This window comes from Embleya sp. NPDC056575 (genome assembly GCF_042793325.1).
Taxonomy (GTDB): domain Bacteria; phylum Actinomycetota; class Actinomycetes; order Streptomycetales; family Streptomycetaceae; genus Embleya.
In genome coordinates this window covers 63,123-82,726 of record NZ_JBHTVA010000036.1, presented here as the reverse complement: position 1 = coordinate 82,726, position 19,604 = coordinate 63,123, and the positions used below count along the sequence as shown (strand labels likewise).

The window sequence follows — 19,604 nt, the reverse complement described above, 5'->3', positions numbered from 1 at the left end:
AGAGCGTGATCATGCGCGTTCGTGGCGATCTATTGCGTCTCCACTCCCTGCCACGTTGTTCCATTGCGCCTGACCAGCCGGGAAAGCACGACACAGCTCTTCGAGCGCACCACGAAGGGCTCCGCGGCGATCCGCTCCAGGACCTGCTCGAAGTGTTGTACGTCGGCCGCGAGCAGGTGGATCACCGCGTCCGCGTCGCCGGTGACGGTGCTGGCCGAGACCACCTCGGGGAACTTGGCCAGCGCGCGCCCGATCTCGCTGGGCGAGGTACGCCCCACGCAGTACAGCTCGACGAAGGCCTCGGTGGTCCAGCCGAGCGCGGCGGGTTCGACCGACGCGGAGAAGCCGGTGATCACGCCGGTGGCGAGGAGGCGGTCCACCCGGCGCTTGACCGCGGACGCGGACAGGCCGACCCGGGTGCCGATCTCGGCGTAGGTCGAACGCGCGTCCTCGATCAGCGCGGTGATGATCCGGCTGTCCAGCGGGTCCAACGCCATCGGTGGCTCTCCTCGGTGCGGTCGGCGGGGCGGGGTCGGGGGTCCGGTGGGCCGGGCACAGTGACGGTAGCCCACGTGGGTGCCCGGATCCGATTCGTTCGCGATAGCCGCTCGCCGCACCCGAGCGGCGGCGCCGGCGGTCGGCGGCCGGCGGGCCCGGGGGTGGCGTGGGGAGTCCGCTTCGTGGCGTGAACGGCCATCAGCACGACGGTGTGCCCGCGCCTAGCGTGAAGTGGCCGGCACGACGTACGAGTGCCGGTTGATCATGAACTGACCGGCATTCGGGAAGGCACCGGCTTTTCCGGACATCCGCTACGGGGAGACGACATGAGCATCAAGGTCACCGTGATCTACCACGACACCGACACGTGCGTACGCGCACTGGCCGACGCGGTCGCCGCGGTCGCCTGGAACACCGGTGCCGACGTCCGGCTGCGCAGACTGCCCGAGGCCGAACCGGCCGCGCCACGGGACGGGACCAAGGCCGACCCGCTCGCCACGGTGGGCGACCTGACCTGGCCCGACGTGGTGATCCTGGGCGCACCGGCGCGCGATGGCGACGTCGTCGCCCTGCTGCACCGCCTCACCCGCTCGGCGGCCGCGTCGGCGAACGACGCGGCCGCCCGGGACATGCGCGACTCCTGGCAGCGGCGATCCTGCGAGCAGGTCTTCGGCGTCTTCGTCACCTCGCCGGCGCCCGACACCCGCCACGGCGGCCTGATGCGCGGCTTCGCGATCATCCGCCCCCAGTCCCCGACGGACGACGGCCACCACCCGCGCGGGTCGGTGGCCACCCTCACCGAACGCACCGCCGGCGCGTCCGCCACGGACGACCCGACCCTGCTGTCCCTCGACCTGGCCCGAATCCAGACCCGCCGCTGCGTCGAACTGGCCGCCCTGCTCCGAGCCGAGCGCGTACTGGTGGCCTGAGGCGCGAACGGGTGACCCCCGGCGCTCGGTTCGACCCGCGTGCGACCGCCGGACGGCCCGGTCTTCGGTGTGGGACCGGGCCGCCTGCCCGCCTCCCTGCGGCGGGCTCGACCGGTCGCAGACTACGGCCGCCTCACATGATGGCCGATCGCTCCGACATCGGCGTCGGCGGGCCCGCGAAGCGGGGTCAGGCGCCGAAGAGCGAGGGCAGGTTGTCCGGTGGTTGCGGGGAAGTGACATGGTACCGGCCGCAGTTCATGGACCAGTCGAGGTTGCCGCGGATCCACGCGCCCATGCCGCGCACGTATCGCGCCAGGCGGGCGTCGCCCGACTCCAGGAGGGGGCGGGCCAGTCGCTCGAAGCGGCGCATCTGGTCCTCGTACATGTACACCGCCCTGCGCAGTGCCTCGTCGAGGGGGCAGTGGAAGTGGTGGGCGAGCACGGTGATCAGGTTGGTGTGGCCGGGCCAGTACAACTCGCGCATCCCGGAGAGGATGTCGTGGGTGTACGCGATGGCCCGGGCGGCGGCCTGTTCGCAGCGCCGGACCTCGCGGCCGGCCCAGATCGGGCCCGGCAGGTAGCAGTCGTCGGCCAGTTCGATGACGACGAAGCACATGCCGCGCATCAGGATCGTGGACTCGCGCAGTCGCACGTACTGCCCCAGGCTGGGGGTGATGCCGCGGGCCCGATAGATCGCCTCCGCCGCCACCGCGCCCAGGTAGCGGTTGAAGCCGTCGGCGAAGCGCTCCACCTGTTCCGCGTCCACGGCCATGCGGGCGACCCTGGTGCGCAGGTCGATCAGGGCTTCCAGATACGGCTCGGGCACCGCTCTGGTCCGGCCGTGCAGGACGCGCTGGGACCACAGGATGTGCTCGGCCAGGTCCTCGATCCGGCCCTGTGCGGGCGCCAGTTCGGAAAAGCGGTCGTCCTGGAGGAAGAGCCACACCATCAACTGTGCGGCCAGCACCGCCCCTTCCGGGTCGCCGTGCGGATAGGTCAGCGCCCCCAGCTCGCCGAACTGCGCGGCGCGCGCCGCGACTTCCTCGCCACGTGTGGTGATGTAGCCGAACCGGCGCATCCACGCCACCGTACGCTCGTTCACCTCGCGCTCGTCGGGGTGGCGGGCGGGCTCGATCGGGCACCACAGGTGCGGCGCGGTGAGCCGGGCCGCCGGGTGCGCCGGGTCAGTCGCCGTCGGGGGATGTGGCGTCGGCGCCGGCGGCGGGGTGGACGGGGCGGCGGAGCGTCGCGGATTCGTCGGTCGGTGCATCGGCCGCCTCCTCGGGTGCCTGGGTCCACGTACCGCGTGGCTCCACCGTCAACTCCAGGGGAACCGGGGAGAGCGTCATGCGCAGCAGGGGCCTCGGCGTCGGGGCGCCGGGTATCCGGGCCAGCGAGACCCGGGACATGATGCCCGCGGCGGCCAGGGTGGCCTCGGTGATGCCGTAGGAGTCGCCGATGCACTTGCGGGTGCCGGATCCGAACGGGATGAACGCCTCGCGCTGGGCCTGGGTCACCGCGCCCGGCAACCAGCGGTCCGGGTCGAAGCGTTCGGGGTCGGGGAACACTCTCGCGTCCCGGTGCAGGCAGTAGGGACTGAACATCACCTCGTCGCCCGGGACCAGTTGCGTGCCGTCGAGGGTGATGTAGTCGGTGACCCGGCGGCTGAGCACCGACACCGACGGGTACAGGCGCAGCGTTTCGGTCAGCACCCGGCCCAGCAGGGGCAGGCGCGGGATGTCGGCGTAGCCGGGCGTGCGGCCGGCCAGTACGGTGTCCACCTCCTCGTGCAGGCTCTGCTCCAAGGGGCCGTTGTGCGCCAGGACGCCGAAGGTCCAGGCCAACAGGTCGGCGGTGGCCGGGATTCCGCCGATCATCAAGGTGGCGATCTGGTCGCACACCTCGTCGTCGGTGAACGCGCGACCGCGTTCGTCCTCGGCGGCCATGATCGTGGACAGGCCGTCGGCCGGGTCGGCGCCGCGCACGCGGTACGCCTCGACCATACGCTTGATCAGCGAACGGGCCTGGATCCGGGACTTTTCGAAGCGGCGGTTGGCCGGGATCGGCGCCTTGTGGACGAGGGCGACGGGGATCACCATCTGCCACCACATGCCGGGCATCAGGACGGTGTACGCCGCTTCGATCCGGGTGGTCAGATGCGCCTGGGCCGGATCGGAGAACAGCGTGCGGGTCAGCGCCCGGCACGCGAGCAGGCGCATCTCCCGGCATACGTCGACGACTTGGCCCGGTTGCCACCCGTCGAGCACGTCCTGCACACATTCGGTCATGGCGTGGGTGTAGGAGACGATGCTCGGTTGGCGAAACGCCTGGTTCATCAGCGGCCGCTGGTAGCGGTGGTCGGCGGCGGAGCACGTGCCGAGGCCGTCGCCGATCAGGGTGCGGGCGGTGTCGACGAAGGGGCCGCCCTTGTCGAACCGGTGCTGCTCGGTGACCAGCACCTTGCGGACCAGGTCGGGCCGGGTGACGAGGTAGGCGACCTTCGGGCCGAGCCGCACCCGTACGACCGGGGCGACGGCGTGCTGCTCCAGCAGGAACGCCATCGGGTCGCGCCACATGGGCAGGGTGTGTCCGAGGATCGGGAGCACTCCGCCGGCCATGGGCGGGACGCCGGGTGGGGTGAGGGTGGTCATGTGGCCCTCCTTGGTGATTGCCGGGTGTCGGGGCAGGCGAGGGCGGCGGTGTGCGCGGGGGTTCGGGAGCGATCCGCGTACGCGCCGGTTCATGCTTAGCGTTCGCCCGGCACGGCCGGTAAGGGCGTGCGAGGTAGCGAATGCACGGCGCGAGAAGGCCGGTCGGGTGCACCCTGCCGAACCGGCGATCACCTCGGCACAGTGGTGGGGGTCACCGGCAGCCTGGTCCGACGTGAAGGGATGGCGTGTGCATTCCATCGAGGACGTACCCACCGCACCGGGCGCTCTGCCCGGCGTAGGACACCTCCACCGCCTGGCCGGTCAGCGGCTGCGCTTCCTCGAATCCCTGCCCCGGGTGGGGCCGTTGGTGCGGATCAGACTGGGCACCGCGCCGGTGTACGTGGTGACCGACCCGGTTCTGGTCCATCAGGTGCAGTCGTCCAAGGGCCGCAGTTTCGGCCGCGGCAAACAGTTCGAACGGATGATCCCGCTCCTGGGGCACGGCGTGATCACCTCCGATGGGGAGCTGTACCACCGCCAACGCCGGGTCATCCAGAAGGCGTTCACCCCGGCGCACATCGAGCGCCACCTGGTCTCGATCCATCGGCGCACGCGGGAGTTGTGCGCCCACTGGCAGCCGGGTCGGCCGGTGGACGTCCTGGAGGCGATGAAGGGCCTCTCGGTGGCCGTGACGGCCGAGACCCTGTTCTCCAACCGTATGCCCGACGGCGTCCTGGCCCAGTTGCACCGGGTGTTGCCGGTGATCGAGCGGGCGGCCGTGGAGCGGCCGATGTTGCCGAAGGTGGTGGATCGGCTGCCGCTGCCGTATGTCCGGCGCGGCGACGAGGCCATGGCCCGGATGCGCGCGTCGGTGGGCGAGGCCGTCGCGGCGTGCCGTGCGCGGTCCCCGGAGGCCGCCGGCGACGTGGTGGCGTGCCTGCTCGCCGCCCGCGACCCGGACACGGGACGGCCGTTGGCCGACGACCTGATCTGCGACGAGGTCATCGCCATGCTGATCGGCGGGGTGGCGAACGTCCCGACCACGCTGTCCTGGGCGTGGTATCACCTGGCCCTGCGCCCGGGAGCGGAGCGACGGATGCTCGCCGAGATCGCCGGGATCACCAAAGGCGCCGAGTCCGCCGCGGCGGGCGACGCCGTGGCGACGGCGGCCGATCCGCAGGCGCTGCCGTACACGCGGGCGGTGATGTACGAGACGATGCGCCTGCACTCGGTGCAGCTGGTGACCCAACGCACCACGGCGGCGGTGGAGTTGGGCGACGTCATGCTGCCGAGCGGCACCGATACCGCGTACAGCCAGCACTCCCTGCACACCGATCCGCGCTTCTGCCGCCGCCCGGAGACCTTCTCCCCGGAGCGCTGGCTGCCCGACAGCGGCTGGAAGCCGCCGCGGCACTCCTTCGTGCCGTTCGGCGGCGGCCGGTTCAAGTGCGTCGGCGACAACTTCGCCATCGCCGAGATGATGGCCACGCTGGTGGCGGTGGGCAGTTCGTGGCGCCTGACCCGGCAACCGGACGCACGGGTGCGCACGTCCGTACGCGAACCCATCCCCGGCCCGAGGGGACTAATGTTGATTCCGCAACCCGTCTGACCCACCCGACGCCCGGCCGTCCGTGTGGGCGAGGGCGCTGGGGGTGCGGCGGCCGACGATCGCCGGGGCCTCTCGGACGAGTTCGTCGTCGGTGAGCGCCGCCACCATGAACAGGGCGAAGTCGACCCGGCGGGTGCGGTCACTGGCCAGTACCGGATCGCCCACGTGCCGGCTCCACACGGGCAGGCCCTCGCTGTCCCCCTCCTTCAGGGTGCTGCCGCGCACCACCGTCCACCGGGTGTCGCTGTCGAACACCCGCCGGCACGCCTCGACCTGGTCGTCGATCTCCACGGCCCGCACGAGCCTGCCCAGCACGGCGGCGATCCGCACGCCCAGGGTGAACAGCCGCGAGTATCGGTCCTTGCCGTCGCGCGTGATGTGCCAACCGCAGGAGAAGACCAGCCGCGCGCCCGGTCGGGCGTGGTCGAGCACCGCCCGCGCCGTGCCGGACGCGTACTGCCGCACACCCCACGGCACCAGCACCGTCAACACCCCGTCGCACCCGTCGACCGCCCGCCGAATCACGTCCGGGTCGTTCGTGGGCCCGGGAACGACGGTCATCCGGCCCTGGAACGCGGCCAGTTTCGGCACACTCTGCTCCCGGCACACGCCGACCACCTCGTAGCCGCGCTCCAGGCACTGCCGAACCATGTACTGCCCGAGCCTGCCCGAGGCCCCGACGACGCAGACCTTCCTCATGCCTTCCGTACCCATGGCGCAGCCCTTCCCCGAAATGCCGACCTTATCTTGTAAGGCAAGTTAGCCTTATGTCGTAAGGTGGTCAACGACAACGAACAAGGAGGGGTGCGTGAGCGAGGCAGCCAGGCGCCGCCGCGACCGGTCGACCCGCACGCCGCTCAGCCGCGAGCGGGTGATCGCCACGGCGATGGCGGTGGCCGACGAGAAGGGCACGGCCGCCCTCACCATGCGGGCCATCGCCCAACCCCTGGGCGTGGAGGCGATGTCCCTCTACCACCACGTCGCCGGCCGCGAGGACGTCCTGGACGGCATGGTGGACGCGGTCTTCGCCGAGATCGAGCTACCGCCGCCCGGCGCCGACTGGAAGACGGCGATGCACCACCGGGCGGCCTCGGCCCGCGCGGCGCTGCGCCGCCACCCCTGGGCTGTGGCCCTGCTCGACTCGCGCGCCCATCCGGGCCCCGCGACGCTGCGCCACCACGACGCCGTCGTCGGCGCGCTGCGCACGGCGGGCTTGTCCGTCCCGATGACCGCGCACGCCGTGTCCCTGATCGACAGCTACGTCTACGGCTACGTCATCCAGGAACTGAGCCTGCCGTTCACCGGCGCGGCGGACCTGACCGAGATCACCGACGAATTCCTGCATGCCCTGCCCGCCGACACCTACCCGCACCTGACCGAACTGGCCACGGAACTGGCCCGGACCCCCGACTACGACCCGAACGAGGAATTCGCCTTCGGCCTGACCCTGATCCTCGACGCCCTACACCCCACCGGCGCGTGCCCGGCCGTCGGCGTCGCCGATCAGCAGGGGGAGGAAGATCTCGTCGACGATCTCCTCCAGGGCGCGGTCGGGGGCGGCGGCGAAGGTGGTCAGGAATTCGTGGCGCAGCAGGTCGAACGGTAGGGACTTGATCCGCTCGGTGAGGCGGGCCGGGTCGATCTCGCCGCGTTCCACGGCCCGGGCGAAGAGCACGTCGACGGCCTCCTTGCGGCCGCTCACGAGCGGGTCGGTGATGTCGCCGGGGCGGATTCCGGTCGCCTGGTAGTGGGCGGCCAGGTGTGCGATCACGATCGTGGCCAATTCGGAGCGGGTCTCGTTGATCTCGCGCATCAGGGTCAGTACGTCCTCGCGCAGGGTTCCCGTGTCGGGGATGGCCAGGCGGGCCTCCTTCATGGTGTGCGCGATGGCGGCCCGGACCAGTTCGTCGCGGTCCGACCAGCGGCGATACAGCACCGGCGGGCTGGTGCCGGCCCGCTTGACGACGGCGTCCATGGTGAATTTGGCGTAGCCGTGGAGGGTGAGTTCCGCCCAGGCCGCGTCCAGGAGCGCCTTCTCCAGTGCCGCCCCGCGGCGCCGCTCGGTCATCCGCGGCCTCCCGTTCTTCCTCGTTGGATAGGTTGCCTATCTTATCGCGGCGCCCTACTCTGGCGATCGTAAGATAGAGAGCCTTTCTTAAGGAGTCGTCCATGACCGCCTCGGGCGCTCAGTCGCCACCCGCCGCCGCAGCACCCACCGGCCCTGCGGACCCCGACCGCATCGACCCCGCGCTGCGGCGCCTGACCTTCACCCTGATCATCGGCGCGCTCGCGGTCATGTTCGACGCCACGATCATGAGTGTCGCCATCGACGACCTCGCCGGACGCATGCACGCCTCGGTGTCCACCGTCCAGTGGGTGAGCACCGCCTATCTGCTGGCCCTGGCCACCGTGATGCCGGCCGTCGGCTGGCTCCAGGCGGCCCTGGGCGGCAAACGCCTGTGGATCGCGGCACTGGGGGTGTTCCTGGCCGGCTCGCTGCTGTGCGCCGCGGCCTGGAACGCGCCGAGCCTGATCGCCTTCCGGGTGGTCCAGGGCTTCGGCGGCGGCATCATGATGGTGCTGATGACCACGCTGATCATGCAGGCCGCCAAAGGCCGCAACATCGGCCGGGTCATGGCCTTGATCACCGTGCCGGCCGCGCTCGGGCCGGTGCTCGGCCCGGTGCTCGGCGGAGTGATCCTGCACCTGGGCGACTGGCGGTGGATCTTCCTGTTCAACGTGCCCTTCTGCGTCGTCGGCGCCTACCTCGCCGCCCGCGACCTGCCGCGGGACCGGCCCGTTTCCCGTCCCCGGCTCGACGTGGTCGGCATGCTGCTGCTCTCGCCCGGCGTCGCCGCCGTCGTCTACGGCCTGTCCCGGATCGGCGGCTCGCGGGGGCCGGCCGACCCCACGGTAGGGCTGCCCCTCGCCACCGGGCTCGCCCTCCTGCTCGGCTACCTCGGCTGGGCACTGCGGCGCGGACCGCGCGCCCTGGTCGACATCACACTGTTCCACCACCGCGCCCTGGCCTCGTCGTCGGTGCTGGTGTTCCTGTCCGGCGCGTCGCTGTACGGCACGATGTTGCTGCTGCCGCTGTACTGGCAGCAGGTGCGCGGTGCGGACGCGCTCGGCGCCGCGCTGCTCCTGATCCCGCAGGGTGTGGGCACCCTCGTCTCACGCACGCTCGCCGGGCGGTACATGGACCGCTTCGGCGCGCGCCCCGTCGCCGTCGTCGCGTGCACCCTCGCCTGCGCGGCCACCGTGCCGTTCGCCTTCGTCACCGCCTCCACGAGCAATATCGTGCTGATGGCCGTGCTGTTCGTGCGCGGCGTCGGACTCGGTGGCGCGATGACCACGATCCTGGGCGCCGCCTACATCGGACTCGCGCCCGAGGAGATCCCCCAGGGCTCCGGCATCAGCCGCCTCGCCCAGCAGATCGGCGGCTCGGCGGGCACCGCGCTGCTCGCGATGATCCTGCAGCGCGCCTCCGCCGACGCCCACACGCCCACCGCCCTGGCCTCGGGATTCGCCGAAGCCTTCCGGTGGGCCACCGCGTTCACCGCCGCCGCCATCCCCCTGTGCCTGTTCCTGCCCGGCCGCCCCACCGACCCGCCCTCGCCCGAGGGGCACACCGCGCCCGCCGGGGAGTCCGCCGCGGTCTGAGCGATCCGCCCCCACCGACGAGCCCGTCCGGAGCCCGGTTCGGACTCGGAGCGGGCGCGGGGCGGTCCCGAGGACGCCGGTCAGTGGGTGCCGGCCCAGCGGAGCCTGGCGGTGGCGAATCGTCGTGTGGCGGCGGCCGGTTCGTCCGCCTCGTGCGCGGCCCAGATGACGATGCCGTCGGGACGTACCAGCAGACTCGGCCGATCCGGGTCCGCGCTCGGGTCGGCGACGTGCACGATCCGGTCGTCGAGCAGTCGGACCGCGTCCGCGAAGCGGCCGTCGGCACTGCGGTCGATCAGGACGAAGCGGCCGTCGTGCGCGTAGTCGGCCAGGCGGCGGCCCGATGTCAGGGGGACGTCGCCCACGATGGACCCGACGGGCGCGTCCGCGTCGTCGGCGACGTCGTAGTGCTGCATGATGCCCGAGGACAGGGCGACCATCCGGTTCGTCGCGCCCGGTACGGCGAACAGTTCCTCGCCGACGACCCCGCGCAGTTGCCGGGTGCGCTCGTCGCCGCGCATCAGGGCGACCTGGGCCCGGGTCCAGTCGAGCACCCAGTCGGCGATCGGGGCGCGCTCCGCGTGGTAGGTGTCCAGCAGTCCGGCCGGCGCCCAGCCCTGGATCGTCGCGGCCAGCTTCCAGCCCAGGTTCACCGCGTCGCCGAAGCCGAGGTTCAGGCCCTGGGCGCTGAACGGCGAGTGCACGTGCGCGGCGTCGCCGGCGAAGAACACCCGGCCGTGGCGGTACCGTTCGACCCGGCGGGCATTGTCCGACCAGCGCGTCGCGCGGCCCTGTATCGCCTTCAGGGTCACGTGAGTCCCGGTGACCTCGCGCACCGCCTCCTGGAGTTCGGCCAGGGTCACGGGCGCGTCGCGGTCCGTTGGCTGCGGGCCGAAGCGGGCGACGAGGATGCGGCCGGCGATGGGGCCGTAGGCGTAGACGCCGGTGGGCGTCCAGTTCCATCCGTGTGCCAGACCGGTCGCGTCGAAGTCGGCGATGGCCTGGTAGCCCACCAACTCCGGTGCGGTGCCGATGAATTCGACGCCCAGCCGCTTGCGGATGGCACTGCGTCCGCCGTCGGCCGCGACGACCCACTCGGCGGTCCACTCGCCCGCGTCCGTGTCGACGACGACGTCGCCGTCGCCGTCGCCGAGTACGTCGCCGCGCACGCCCCGAACCGTGACACCCCGGTGGACGAGGACGCCCAGCCGGGCACAGCGCTCGGCGAGCAGCAGTTCCAGGTCGTACTGCGGCACCGCGATCCCGCCCGCCACCGCCGTGTGCGAGGCCAGCACCGGATCCGCCTGGTCGACCAGGTCGTTGCGGAACATGATGCCCGCGAAGTGGCCCATCACCGGAAAGCGCGGGGCGCTGTCCTCGAACGCGCCGACCAGCTCGCGGGTGACGGCGGTGCCGCCGCCGGCGGTGAAGCGCCCCGCGGCGGCCATCCGGCGGCGCTGGATCTCCTCGGCCGCCGGCAGCAGGCCGCGCCGGTCGAGGATCTCGGCGCTGGCCACGTTGATCGAGCCGGACTTGATGGTCGAGTCCGGCTCGGCGAGGCGTTCGAGCACGGTCACCCGTACGCCCTGGACGGCCAGCTCGGTGGCGAGCAGGAGCCCGGTGGGCCCGGCGCCGACGACGATCACATCGCTCCGCTGCATGGTGCACCCCTTAGACTGAGTCCGTTGACTGACTCGGTAGCCTTACCCAGCACACTTACCGGGTAGATCGACTCAGTAACCTTACCGAGTAAGCCTTACCCGGTAAACGTAGCACGAGAGGTGGGCATGCCGAACCGAGGAGACCGAGGCGGCGCGAAAACACGCGCCCGGATCGCGGACGTCGCGACGCGGATGTTCCTGGAGCGGGGCTTCGACGAGGTCACGGTCGCCCAGGTCGCGACCGCGGCCGGGGTCTCGAAGGTGACGGTGTTCTCGCACTTCGAGCGCAAGGAAGACCTCCTGCTCGACCGGCTTCCCGCCGCGATGGACATCCTGCGCACCGCGATCCGCGAGCGTGCCGAGGGCGTCGGGCCGGTACAGGCCTTCCGCACCCTCGCCGTCACCCTCGCGGAGCAGCGACGCGCCCTGACCGGACTCGGCGACGGCGTCGAGCCGGTGCTGCGGACGGTCGCCGGCTCCCCCGCGCTCCTGGCGCGGCTGCGGGAATTCGAGCACGAGGTCGAGGCGGCGCTGGCGGACGACCTGCGCGAGGATCCGCGCTTCACGGGCAACGCGGACCTGGTCGCGGCCCTGATGGTCGCCGCCTACCGCACGGTCGCCGTGGACACCGCCCGGCGCCGGCTCGCCGGGGACGATCGGGCCGAGATCGTCGCCGCGCACCTCGAACGACTCGACCAGGCGTTCGACACGATCGAACACGGGATCACGCCCGGCTGACCCCGGCCGACGACGGGTACTCCAGCGGCAGCGCGATCGCTACCCGGTGCGCCGGGCCAGCAGATACCCGCGCCGGGTCTCGGCCTCCTGCGGATAGTGCGAGCGCTCCAACTGTGCCTCCAGGGTGAAGCCGGCCGCGCTCAACTGCTCGACCACCGCCTCGATTTCGAGGTAGTGGAAGTCCACGTCGACCTCCCGCCCCCACCACTCCGCCAGGTGTCGCACCTCGACGCCCAGGTGGAACGCCAGGAGCAACCGCGCCCCGGGACGCAACACGCGGTGCAACTCTACGAAGGCGGGCCGCAGTTCACCGGCGTCGAGGTGGATGATCGAATAGAACGCGATCGCGGCGCCGAACTCGCCGTCGGACGCGGGCAGACGCAGGAAGTCGCCCTCGCGGAACCGCGCCTTCGGGTGCTCGCGCCCGGCGATGGCCACCATGGCCGGCGAAAGGTCGATCCCGACCGCCCGCACACCGCGCTCGGCGAGCCATCCGGTGATGTGCCCGGGGCCGCAACCCACGTCCGCTATCGGCGCGTCGGGATCGCTCTGCTCGATCAGCGCGCTCAACAACGCGCGATCCAGCGGCTTGTGGGCGAGTTCGTCGCCGATTCGCTCTCGATACTCCTGCGCCACGACGTCGTAGCTGCGCCGTACCCGACCGTGATCACTCGTATGGGACATGCGCGTCAGCATTCCACGCCGGCCGGAACCCCACGAACCGGTTTACCGACCCATCGCGCGCTCGGCACCGCTGGTGGGACGCGGCATCCCGGTGGCCCGCTCGGCCCGCGGCGACGCGATAATCCGGGTGGCCGGGACACACCTACGAAGGGGCGATCGTGACCGAGGACGAGCACGGCGGCCCGCCCGCCGACCGCATCCTGACCCGACACGCGGCCCTGCTGGCCCGCCTGTTGCCCACCGACCCCCCGGCCGCGTTGACGGTGCGTCACGGCCAGTTCCACGACGTGGTGATGGGCGCGTCGCGGGTGGTCTGCTTCGCCCGCACCGAGGCGGCCGAACGGCGGCTGCCCCGGCGCGCCGCGCTGATCCGGCTGCTGGGCGGGTTGTCGCTCGGCGTACGCACTCCGCGGCTGCTCGGCACGGGCGACGATCCGGGATACCTGCTGCTGGACCGGCTCCCGGGCGTTCCGCTCGCCCCGGACGCGGCCGTGCCCTCCGGCGCCGCCGCGCGGTACGCGGCCCTGCTCACCGCCCTGGCCCGAGCCGCCTCGAATCCCGAAGTCCGGGCGGCATTTCCCACCGACAAGACCGAAGTACCCGCGCCCACCGCCGAGTCCGCCTCCGCCGAAGTTCCCCCGCGCACCGCGTGGATCGTCTTCGCCACCGACGTGCGCGCCGAGCTGTACCCCCTCATGTCGCCGACCGGCCGCAACCGCGCCGACGCCGAACTCGCCGCCGTACAGGCCCTGTCCCCCGTGGTCTCCGCCCTGGTCCACGGCGACCTCGGCGGCGACAACCTGCTGTGGACGACCGTCGACGGCACGCCGCGGCTGAGCGGGGTCCTGGACTGGGACGAGGTCTCGCTCGGCGATCCCGCCGAGGACCTGGCCGCGATCGCCGCCACCCACGGCGACGCGCTCGTCGCCGACATCCTCGACCGGATGGGCCGGCGCGACGCCGCCACCGTGGCCCGAATCGCCGCGATCCGGGGCACGTTCGCGTTGCAGCAGGCACTGTCCGCACTCCGCGACGGCGACCGTGCCGAGTTGGCCGACGGATTGGGCGCGTATCGCTGACGCCCCGGCCGAGCCGCGACCGCCGCGAAACCACGCGATGGTGGGGACTGGAAGCACACGATCCCCGTTCGGGGTGTACGCACGCCGCGGTGATGCTTCCGCACTCGACTGTCGGCGACCGGTCGAGGTCTGTTGGGTTGATCCGGGCGCCGTCGAGCGTCCGCATCATGCGTCGCCCGCACCGCGCCTCGGCGTCGCGAGGCGGCGTCCCGGGGGCGACACAGGGGGTTCGCAAGCCGTGACCGAGACCACACCGCAGGTTTCCTCGACCACGCGGGCAACGCAGACGACGCAGGCAACGCAGAATCCGCACACGGCGCAGTCGCAGTCACCGCAGGCGGCGCACAAACGTCGCCCGGGCCAACGGGCACGCACGGCGGGCGCGTCCGCACCCACCTCGTACGAGCTGTCCGATCGCCCGGTGGTGGACGTACCGACCGTGCTGGCGGCCGAGTTCGCCCGACGCTGGCCGAACAACGCGGACGGGATGCACGCGGTGCACCGCTACGCGCTGTTGCCCACCGGGAAGTTGCTGCGGCCCGCGCTGGTGATGTACGCGGCGCTGGCGGTGGGCGGCGAGGTCGAGCACGCGTTGCCCGCCGCGGTCGGCATGGAGTGCGTACACACCGGGAGCCTGGTCCACGACGACATCATCGACGCCGACGAGGAGCGGCGCGGGCGGCCGGCGGTACACCGGGCGTACGGCCCCGAGCGGGCCGTCATCGCGGGCAGCGGCCTGTACTTCACCTGGTTCCGCACCCTCGCCGAGTGTGCCCGCAACGGGGTGTCGCCCGAGCGGATCGCACGGGCCATGGCGGCCCAGGCCGAGGGCGGATACGCGATGTGCCAGGGCGTGTTCGACGAGTTGGGCTTCGCCGGGGACCTGGACTGCCCGGTCGAGGACTATCTCACCATGGCGGGCGGCAAGACCGGGGCACTCCTGGCCACGTCGTGCCGGGTGGGGGCGATCCTGGGCGGCGGGGACGACGCGGCGGTGGAGGCGTTGAACGCGTTCGGGCGCCATGTCGGCCTTGCCTTCCAGATCCGCGACGACCTGCTCCCCTACGCCGACGCCTCGGCCGCGGCGATGGGCAAGCCCGCCGACAGCGACGTGTGCAACCACCGGCCGACCCTTCCGGTACTGCTCGCCCACGAGCGCGGCACCCTCGACCAGCGCGCCGCGATCCGGCACGCGCTGCTGCACGAGCGCAACCCGGAGATCGCGCTGACCCGCATGCGCACGCTGGTCGAGGCGACCGGCGCGGCGGCCGACGCGCGGGCACTCGCCGAAAGCTACGAACAAAGCGCCCGGGACGCGATCTCCTGGCTTCCGGTCAACCCGTACACGGAGGTATTGCGCCGCTGGTCCCGGCGCGACCCGACGCCGCCCACCGACGGCTGACCCCGTCCCCGCGCATCGTGCGCGTCCGCTTCGCGTCGCCGCGTCACCGAAAGTCGGCCCCGGCATGGCGAAAGCGGAGTCGCGAACGCCCCTTCCCGGGTAGGTTGTACGGCGCCGACCGGGGTACGGACCGGCCCTAACAGGGCAATCGGCAGCAGACCGTCCGAACTACCGTGATCGGCACGGAAGTCGAAAGGTTGACCTACGTGACCAACCGGCCCGAGCCGACAGCGCACCCGATCGCCGGCGCGCCGAGGCGACCACCGGTCGCGGGCCCGGACGGCGGTCCGGACCCGAGCCGACCGCGATCGCGGACCCGGGTCCTGATCCGGGTCGCCGACGACCGGCCGTGCGTGCGCGAGCGCCTGGCCGCGCTGATCGGCGCGTGCGGCGACATGGAGGTGATGGTCGACGGCGACGGGCGCGCACCGCAGGTGGTGTTGGCGGACGGGCGCGCACTCGGCCCGGACGGCGGCCCCGAGGGCCCCGCCGACGTGCTCGCCCGGCATCCGGGTGCCGCGCTGCTCGTGGTGTCCGCCGCCGCGTCCGATCAGGCCGCGCCCACCGGCGGGTTCGGCCGCCTGGCCGAGGACGCGAGCGGCGAGCAGATCGCGACGGCGATCCGGGACGCCGCACGCGGGCGGGCCCCGATCGACCCGGCGACCGTGGGGCGCCCACGCCGACGCACCGGGCACCCGGATCGGCTCACCGACCGGGAGGTGGAGGTGTTGTGCCTGATCGCGTCCGGCCTGAACAACGCCGAGATCGCCGCGACCCTGCGGATCGGCGCGGCGACGGTCAAGACGCACATCAACAACACGTTCGCCAAGATCAACGCCCGCAACCGCGGCGACGCGATGCACTACGTCGACCGCCAGGGCCTGTCACGCGACTGAGCCGGCCCCGAGGCCCGACGGGCCGGGTGTGGTGCCTGCCGGTGCAGGGCGCCTACGCGGCCAGTGGTGCGAACACCGGAGACGCCGGCCGATCCGGGTCGCCGGCCACCGCGAGCAGGGGCGAGGTGATCACGAAGTCGGCGGTCGCCCGGTTGCAGGCCACCGGGATGTCCGCGAGCACCGCGAGGCGCAGCAGCGCCCGTACGTCGGGCTCGTGCGGCTGGGGGCTGAGCGGGTCCCAGAAGAACACCAGCAGGTCCACGTCGCCTTCGGCGATCCGCGAGCCGATCTGCTGGTCGCCGCCCAGGGGGCCGCTGCGGAACCGGATGATCTCCAGGTCGAGTTCGTCGGCGAGGATGCCGCCGGTGGTTCCGGTCGCGTACAGGCGGTGCCGGGTCAGCGTCTCGCGGTGGGTCCGGGCCCAGGCGAGCATCTCCGGCTTGCAGCGGTCGTGCGCCACCAGGGCGATGCCGCGCTCGCGGGGCTGCTGGGGCTCGTGAGTCTCGTGGGGCTTCGGGTCGAGCGGGTCGTTCGGTCGGGTCACAGGCGTCTCCGAGTTGTCGGTGTTTCGCATGCCCTCAGTCTGACCGGCCCGTGTTGCGGCGGTATGGCCGCGACATGACGACCACGAGAAGTCGTATGGATCATGTGTCGAGGGCGCCGACGTATTCCCGATGCGATCAAAGCGAACCCAAGCCTCATAAACCGACCGGATGTCACATATGCGCCTCACTCGCCTGCCGCACATCCGTTCCTGGTCACCCGTCGTCGACTGAATCGGAAATCGCCTGCGCGCCCGCCGTCGCGCCGGCAAGGATGGATGGGCGGCGCCGGGGCGTGTGGGGCGCGCACCGGCCGCCGGGGGAAGTGCCGCCGCGTGCGTCGCGGCGGCGACGGCGGTGGGGCCCGCGGTCGGTGGGAGCGCGGGACCGCGAGGTGCGCGACGGAGAGGCCCGACGGCCCACCCCGTGCACGCACAAGACGGCTTCGGCCGGGGGTTGGGGGCGATGATGAACGACGCGGTGATCGTGCTGCCGGGGACGATGGGCAGCGAACTGGTGGAGGTGTCGACCGGGCGAACCCTGTGGGGGCCCGCCGACGCGAGTTGGTACGCCGGGGCCTGGACCACCGGCGGCGCACTGGACGCACTGGCCGTCACCAACGCGGAACGCTCCGGGCGCGTGGGGCGGATCCGCGCCACGCGGCTGCTGCACACCCCCGCGTGGGCTCCGCTGCTGGGCGGCTTCGAGCCGTACACCGAACTGGTCCGGGCGCTGCGCCGGGCCGCCGCCGATCCGGCCGCGGTGCACGAATTCCCGTACGACTGGCGGCTACCCGTCGACTACAACGCCGGTCTGTTGGCGATCGCCGCGTACGAGCACCTGCGCCGCTGGCGCCGTCACCCGCTGGGCGGCAGGGACGCGCGCCTGGTGCTGGTGGCCCACTCGACGGGCGGCCTGGTCGCCCGCTACTTCACCGAAGTACTGGGCGACGCCGCCGAGTTGCGTGCGCTGGTCACGCTGGGCTCCCCGTTTCTGGGCGCGGCGAAGGCGCTGCACGTGCTCGGCGGCGCGCCCACCGACCCCGGGAGCCGGTCCGCCTCGCGGCCGTCCGCGGCGCGGTTGCCCGAGGCTCGGCTGCGCCGATTCGCGGCGACCGCGCCCGGGCTGTACGACCTGCTGCCGTCGTACCGCTGCCTGGACGAGGGGTCCGCGGTCCGGCGGCCGACCACCGCCGACGTCGCGGCGGTCGGTGGCGACGAGCGCCTGGCCGAGGACGCCTTCGCCCGGCGCGAACGCTTGCTCGGTACCGGGTCCTGGGACACGCTGTGGCCGGTGGTCGGCGTCGGGCAGCCGACCGTACAGTCCCTGGTGATCCGCGACGGGGTGGTCCGGCCGCGCTTTACGACCTGCACGAGCGACGGGAACGGCGGGATCGTGCGGGCCGACCGGCGCGGCGACGACACGGTGTGCCGCCGAGTGGCGGCTCCGGCCGCGCTCAAACCGTTCGCCGTGGTCCAGACGCACGGCGCGCTGGCCCGCTCCCGCGAGGCGATCGGGTACGTGTGCGCGGTCCTGCGCCAGGAGGACCCGGCGCCCGAACGGGCCGGGGACGTCGTCCCGTTGGCCCTGGACGTCGCGGACTCGGTGGCGGCCGGCGGCACCCTCGACATCGTCGTGGACGGGGTCGCCGACCCGACGGCGATCGGCGTGCGGGTGGTCGACGTGGCCACCGGCGTCGCGCTGCCCCAAGCCCTGCCGGTGGCCCGCGACGGCCGGGTGACGATCCGCCAGATCCTGCCCGTGGAGGGCCTGTTCCGGGTCCTGGCCCGCACGGGCGAGCAGTCCCCGGTCAGCCGACTCGTCCTCGCCACCGATCCCAGCGCCGCCTTCGACCCGACCGATCCGGGGTAGGCACGAGGGCGCCTCGACGGCGCGACCCCTCAGTCCCGCGAGGTCCGCGAGGTCTCCGCGTCCCGCCCGGCCCGCACCGGCGCCTCGGCCGGGTCGCGGGGAAGCGGCGACTCCCCGGCCGCGACCACGACCACCGCCGGCCCCTCCGGGAGCGTGCGCAGCGCGCGGATCGGCGAGCAGAACACCGGCAGGAAGGCCAGTGCCATGCACACACCGCCGACCCACATCGCCGCGTGCACCCCCGCGAACTCGCCGATCAGCGCCGCCGCCACCGCCCCGATCGCCGCCGCGCCGGTGAGCAGGCAGCGGAAGGTGGCGTTCATCCGGCCGAGCAGTGCGTCGGGCGTCAGCCGCTGCCGCAGGCTCACCCCGAGCACGTTGTCCACGCCCATCCGGGCCGTGCACAGGAACCACCCGACGCCCGCGACCACCAGCCACGGCCCACGATCGAGCAGGGGGATCACCAGCGCGGCCGGCGCCAGGCACAGGCCGGCCATACCCATCGTGCGGCCGTAGCCGAACCGGTGCGAGATCGGCCGGGCGGACCGCGCGCCGACCAGGACGCCCACCCCACCGATCGCCAGGAACAGCCCCAACGCCCCTGAGGGGAGGTCGAGTTCGCGGACGAAGACGACCGGGAGCAGCACGGTGACCAGTTGGGAGCCGAAGTTGGTCAACGCCGCCGTGCACATCAGCGCGCGCAGTTCCCGACCGCGCCACACGTGCCGCAGCCCCTCGCCGATCTCGGCGCGCAACCGGCGCGCGGGGCCGGCGGTGGCGGCCGGGGCGCCGTCGGTCCGGATCCGGGCCAGTCCCAGACCGGACGCGAGGTAGCCGACGACGGTGGACACCACCGCGAACGGCGCCGCGACCGCCTGGACCAGGAAGCCGCCCGCGCCGCGCCCGGCGATATTGGCGGTGGCCATCAGGCTGACGATGGCGGCGTTGGCCGGCACCAGCGCCTCGCGGCCGACCAGGTGCGGGACGAAGCTCTGCGAGCCGACGTCGAAGAAGACCGTCGCGCACCCGTTGAGCAGGACCACCGCGTACAGCTGGGGCAGGGTCAGTACGTCCAGCCACCAGGCCAACGGGATCGAGCCGATCAGCGCGGCGCGGACCAGGTCGGCGACCATCATCACCCGGCGCCGCCGCATGCGGTCCACCCAGGCGCCGGCGGGCAGGCCGATCAGCAGGAACGCCACCGTGCCGAGCGCGGCCAGCGCGCCGACCTGGCCGGGGCTCGCGTCCAGCGCCTCGACGGCGATCAGCGGGATGGCGACGTAGCCGATGTTGGTACCCAGTTCGCTGAGCGCCGCCGCGGTGAACAGCGTGCGGAAGTCGGCGATCCGCCAGGGGGAGTGCGCGTGGCTCATGCCGGGA

Annotated in this window: 17 protein-coding genes and 1 pseudogene; 9 read left to right on the top strand and 9 right to left on the bottom strand. The window is 72.6% G+C overall.

The window, feature by feature from the left end; genetic code table 11:
- Positions 1-29 precede the first annotated feature (29 nt).
- A complete protein-coding gene (locus ACFRCG_RS27130; RefSeq protein ID WP_380004088.1) occupies positions 30-497 on the bottom strand; it encodes an Lrp/AsnC family transcriptional regulator in 468 nt (155 codons plus the stop codon).
- A 327-nt stretch (positions 498-824) separates the two neighbouring features.
- Here ACFRCG_RS27130 and ACFRCG_RS27125 point away from each other — a divergent pair, with 327 nt between their 5' ends.
- Complete coding sequence (locus tag ACFRCG_RS27125; RefSeq protein ID WP_380036111.1) at positions 825-1,427, top strand: hypothetical protein; 603 nt, start codon at positions 825-827, stop codon at positions 1,425-1,427.
- A 187-nt stretch (positions 1,428-1,614) separates the two neighbouring features.
- Here ACFRCG_RS27125 and ACFRCG_RS27120 read toward each other — a convergent pair whose 3' ends face one another.
- The gene (locus ACFRCG_RS27120; RefSeq protein WP_380036108.1) at positions 1,615-2,529 is read right to left on the bottom strand and encodes a hypothetical protein; all 915 of its coding nucleotides are present in this window, start codon (positions 2,527-2,529) and stop codon (positions 1,615-1,617) included.
- A gap of 82 nt (positions 2,530-2,611) precedes the next feature.
- Positions 2,612-4,078, bottom strand: coding sequence for a cytochrome P450 (locus ACFRCG_RS27115; protein ID WP_380036105.1), 1,467 nt, complete (start codon positions 4,076-4,078; stop codon positions 2,612-2,614).
- Between the two features lie 247 nt (positions 4,079-4,325).
- Here ACFRCG_RS27115 and ACFRCG_RS27110 point away from each other — a divergent pair, with 247 nt between their 5' ends.
- Entirely contained in the window at positions 4,326-5,687 is a 1,362-nt protein-coding gene (locus tag ACFRCG_RS27110; protein ID WP_380036103.1) for a cytochrome P450, read from the top strand.
- Here the strand turns inward: ACFRCG_RS27110 and ACFRCG_RS27105 are convergent.
- Positions 5,661-6,401, bottom strand: coding sequence for an NAD(P)-dependent oxidoreductase (locus ACFRCG_RS27105; RefSeq protein WP_380036100.1), 741 nt, complete (start codon positions 6,399-6,401; stop codon positions 5,661-5,663). The genes ACFRCG_RS27110 and ACFRCG_RS27105 overlap by 27 nt on opposite strands.
- Before the next feature lie 172 nt (positions 6,402-6,573).
- Between ACFRCG_RS27105 and ACFRCG_RS27100 the strand changes: the two are divergent.
- Positions 6,574-7,092 (top strand): annotated as a pseudogene (locus ACFRCG_RS27100) (TetR/AcrR family transcriptional regulator C-terminal domain-containing protein); the annotation flags it as partial.
- 57 nt (positions 7,093-7,149) lie between these two features.
- Here the strand turns inward: ACFRCG_RS27100 and ACFRCG_RS27095 are convergent.
- Positions 7,150-7,755 (bottom strand): TetR/AcrR family transcriptional regulator, encoded by a 606-nt coding sequence (locus tag ACFRCG_RS27095; protein ID WP_380036097.1) that lies wholly within the window; start codon positions 7,753-7,755, stop codon positions 7,150-7,152.
- 101 nt (positions 7,756-7,856) lie between these two features.
- Between ACFRCG_RS27095 and ACFRCG_RS27090 the strand changes: the two genes are divergently transcribed.
- On the top strand, positions 7,857-9,350 hold the full coding sequence (locus tag ACFRCG_RS27090) for an MDR family MFS transporter (RefSeq protein ID WP_380036094.1): 1,494 nt from the start codon (positions 7,857-7,859) through the stop codon (positions 9,348-9,350).
- Positions 9,351-9,430: 80 nt separating this feature from the next.
- On the opposite strand, the gene ACFRCG_RS27085 is transcribed toward ACFRCG_RS27090, so the two are convergent.
- Positions 9,431-11,011: an FAD-dependent oxidoreductase gene (locus tag ACFRCG_RS27085; protein ID WP_380036091.1), complete on the bottom strand. Its 1,581-nt coding sequence runs from the start codon at positions 11,009-11,011 to the stop codon at positions 9,431-9,433.
- A 126-nt stretch (positions 11,012-11,137) separates the two neighbouring features.
- On the opposite strand from ACFRCG_RS27085, the gene ACFRCG_RS27080 reads away from it, so the two are divergent.
- Positions 11,138-11,749: a TetR/AcrR family transcriptional regulator gene (locus tag ACFRCG_RS27080; protein ID WP_380036088.1), complete on the top strand. Its 612-nt coding sequence runs from the start codon at positions 11,138-11,140 to the stop codon at positions 11,747-11,749.
- 39 nt (positions 11,750-11,788) lie between these two features.
- On the opposite strand, the gene ACFRCG_RS27075 is transcribed toward ACFRCG_RS27080, so the two are convergent.
- Positions 11,789-12,433, bottom strand: a complete 645-nt coding sequence (locus tag ACFRCG_RS27075; protein WP_380036085.1) for a class I SAM-dependent methyltransferase — start codon at positions 12,431-12,433, stop codon at positions 11,789-11,791.
- A 158-nt stretch (positions 12,434-12,591) separates the two neighbouring features.
- Here ACFRCG_RS27075 and ACFRCG_RS27070 point away from each other — a divergent pair, with 158 nt between their 5' ends.
- From ACFRCG_RS27070 to ACFRCG_RS27060, 3 genes are all read left to right on the top strand, one after another.
- Positions 12,592-13,512: a phosphotransferase family protein gene (locus tag ACFRCG_RS27070; RefSeq protein ID WP_380036082.1), complete on the top strand. Its 921-nt coding sequence runs from the start codon at positions 12,592-12,594 to the stop codon at positions 13,510-13,512.
- Between the two features lie 238 nt (positions 13,513-13,750).
- Positions 13,751-14,914, top strand: a complete 1,164-nt coding sequence (locus tag ACFRCG_RS27065) for a polyprenyl synthetase family protein (protein WP_380036079.1) — start codon at positions 13,751-13,753, stop codon at positions 14,912-14,914.
- A gap of 173 nt (positions 14,915-15,087) precedes the next feature.
- Positions 15,088-15,810, top strand: coding sequence for a LuxR C-terminal-related transcriptional regulator (locus tag ACFRCG_RS27060; RefSeq protein WP_380036077.1), 723 nt, complete (start codon positions 15,088-15,090; stop codon positions 15,808-15,810).
- 52 nt (positions 15,811-15,862) lie between these two features.
- On the opposite strand, the gene ACFRCG_RS27055 is transcribed toward ACFRCG_RS27060, so the two are convergent.
- On the bottom strand, positions 15,863-16,384 hold the full coding sequence (locus ACFRCG_RS27055) for a methylglyoxal synthase (RefSeq protein WP_380036074.1): 522 nt from the start codon (positions 16,382-16,384) through the stop codon (positions 15,863-15,865).
- 394 nt (positions 16,385-16,778) lie between these two features.
- Between ACFRCG_RS27055 and ACFRCG_RS27050 the strand changes: the two genes are divergently transcribed.
- Positions 16,779-18,224 carry an esterase/lipase family protein gene (locus ACFRCG_RS27050; protein ID WP_380036071.1) on the top strand — a complete coding sequence of 482 codons (1,446 nt, stop codon included), beginning with the start codon at positions 16,779-16,781 and terminating at the stop codon, positions 18,222-18,224.
- Between the two features lie 29 nt (positions 18,225-18,253).
- Here the strand turns inward: ACFRCG_RS27050 and ACFRCG_RS27045 are convergent, their stop codons facing one another.
- Entirely contained in the window at positions 18,254-19,597 is a 1,344-nt protein-coding gene (locus ACFRCG_RS27045) for an MFS transporter (protein WP_380036068.1), read from the bottom strand.
- Positions 19,598-19,604 lie beyond the last annotated feature (7 nt).

Excerpts from the sequence above, each read along its gene's own strand:
- ACFRCG_RS27130 (WP_380004088.1), bottom strand. The coding sequence starts at position 497 with ATGGCGTTGGACCCGCTGGACAGCCGGATCATCACCGCGCTGATCGAG.
- ACFRCG_RS27125 (WP_380036111.1), top strand. The coding sequence starts at position 825 with ATGAGCATCAAGGTCACCGTGATCTACCACGACACCGACACGTGCGTA.
- ACFRCG_RS27115 (WP_380036105.1), bottom strand. The coding sequence starts at position 4,078 with ATGACCACCCTCACCCCACCCGGCGTCCCGCCCATGGCCGGCGGAGTG.
- ACFRCG_RS27105 (WP_380036100.1), bottom strand. The coding sequence starts at position 6,401 with ATGGGTACGGAAGGCATGAGGAAGGTCTGCGTCGTCGGGGCCTCGGGC.
- ACFRCG_RS27095 (WP_380036097.1), bottom strand. The coding sequence starts at position 7,755 with ATGACCGAGCGGCGCCGCGGGGCGGCACTGGAGAAGGCGCTCCTGGAC.
- ACFRCG_RS27090 (WP_380036094.1), top strand. The coding sequence starts at position 7,857 with ATGACCGCCTCGGGCGCTCAGTCGCCACCCGCCGCCGCAGCACCCACC.
- ACFRCG_RS27085 (WP_380036091.1), bottom strand. The coding sequence starts at position 11,011 with ATGCAGCGGAGCGATGTGATCGTCGTCGGCGCCGGGCCCACCGGGCTC.
- ACFRCG_RS27080 (WP_380036088.1), top strand. The coding sequence starts at position 11,138 with ATGCCGAACCGAGGAGACCGAGGCGGCGCGAAAACACGCGCCCGGATC.
- ACFRCG_RS27075 (WP_380036085.1), bottom strand. The coding sequence starts at position 12,433 with ATGTCCCATACGAGTGATCACGGTCGGGTACGGCGCAGCTACGACGTC.
- ACFRCG_RS27055 (WP_380036074.1), bottom strand. The coding sequence starts at position 16,384 with ATGCGAAACACCGACAACTCGGAGACGCCTGTGACCCGACCGAACGAC.
- ACFRCG_RS27045 (WP_380036068.1), bottom strand. The coding sequence starts at position 19,597 with ATGAGCCACGCGCACTCCCCCTGGCGGATCGCCGACTTCCGCACGCTG.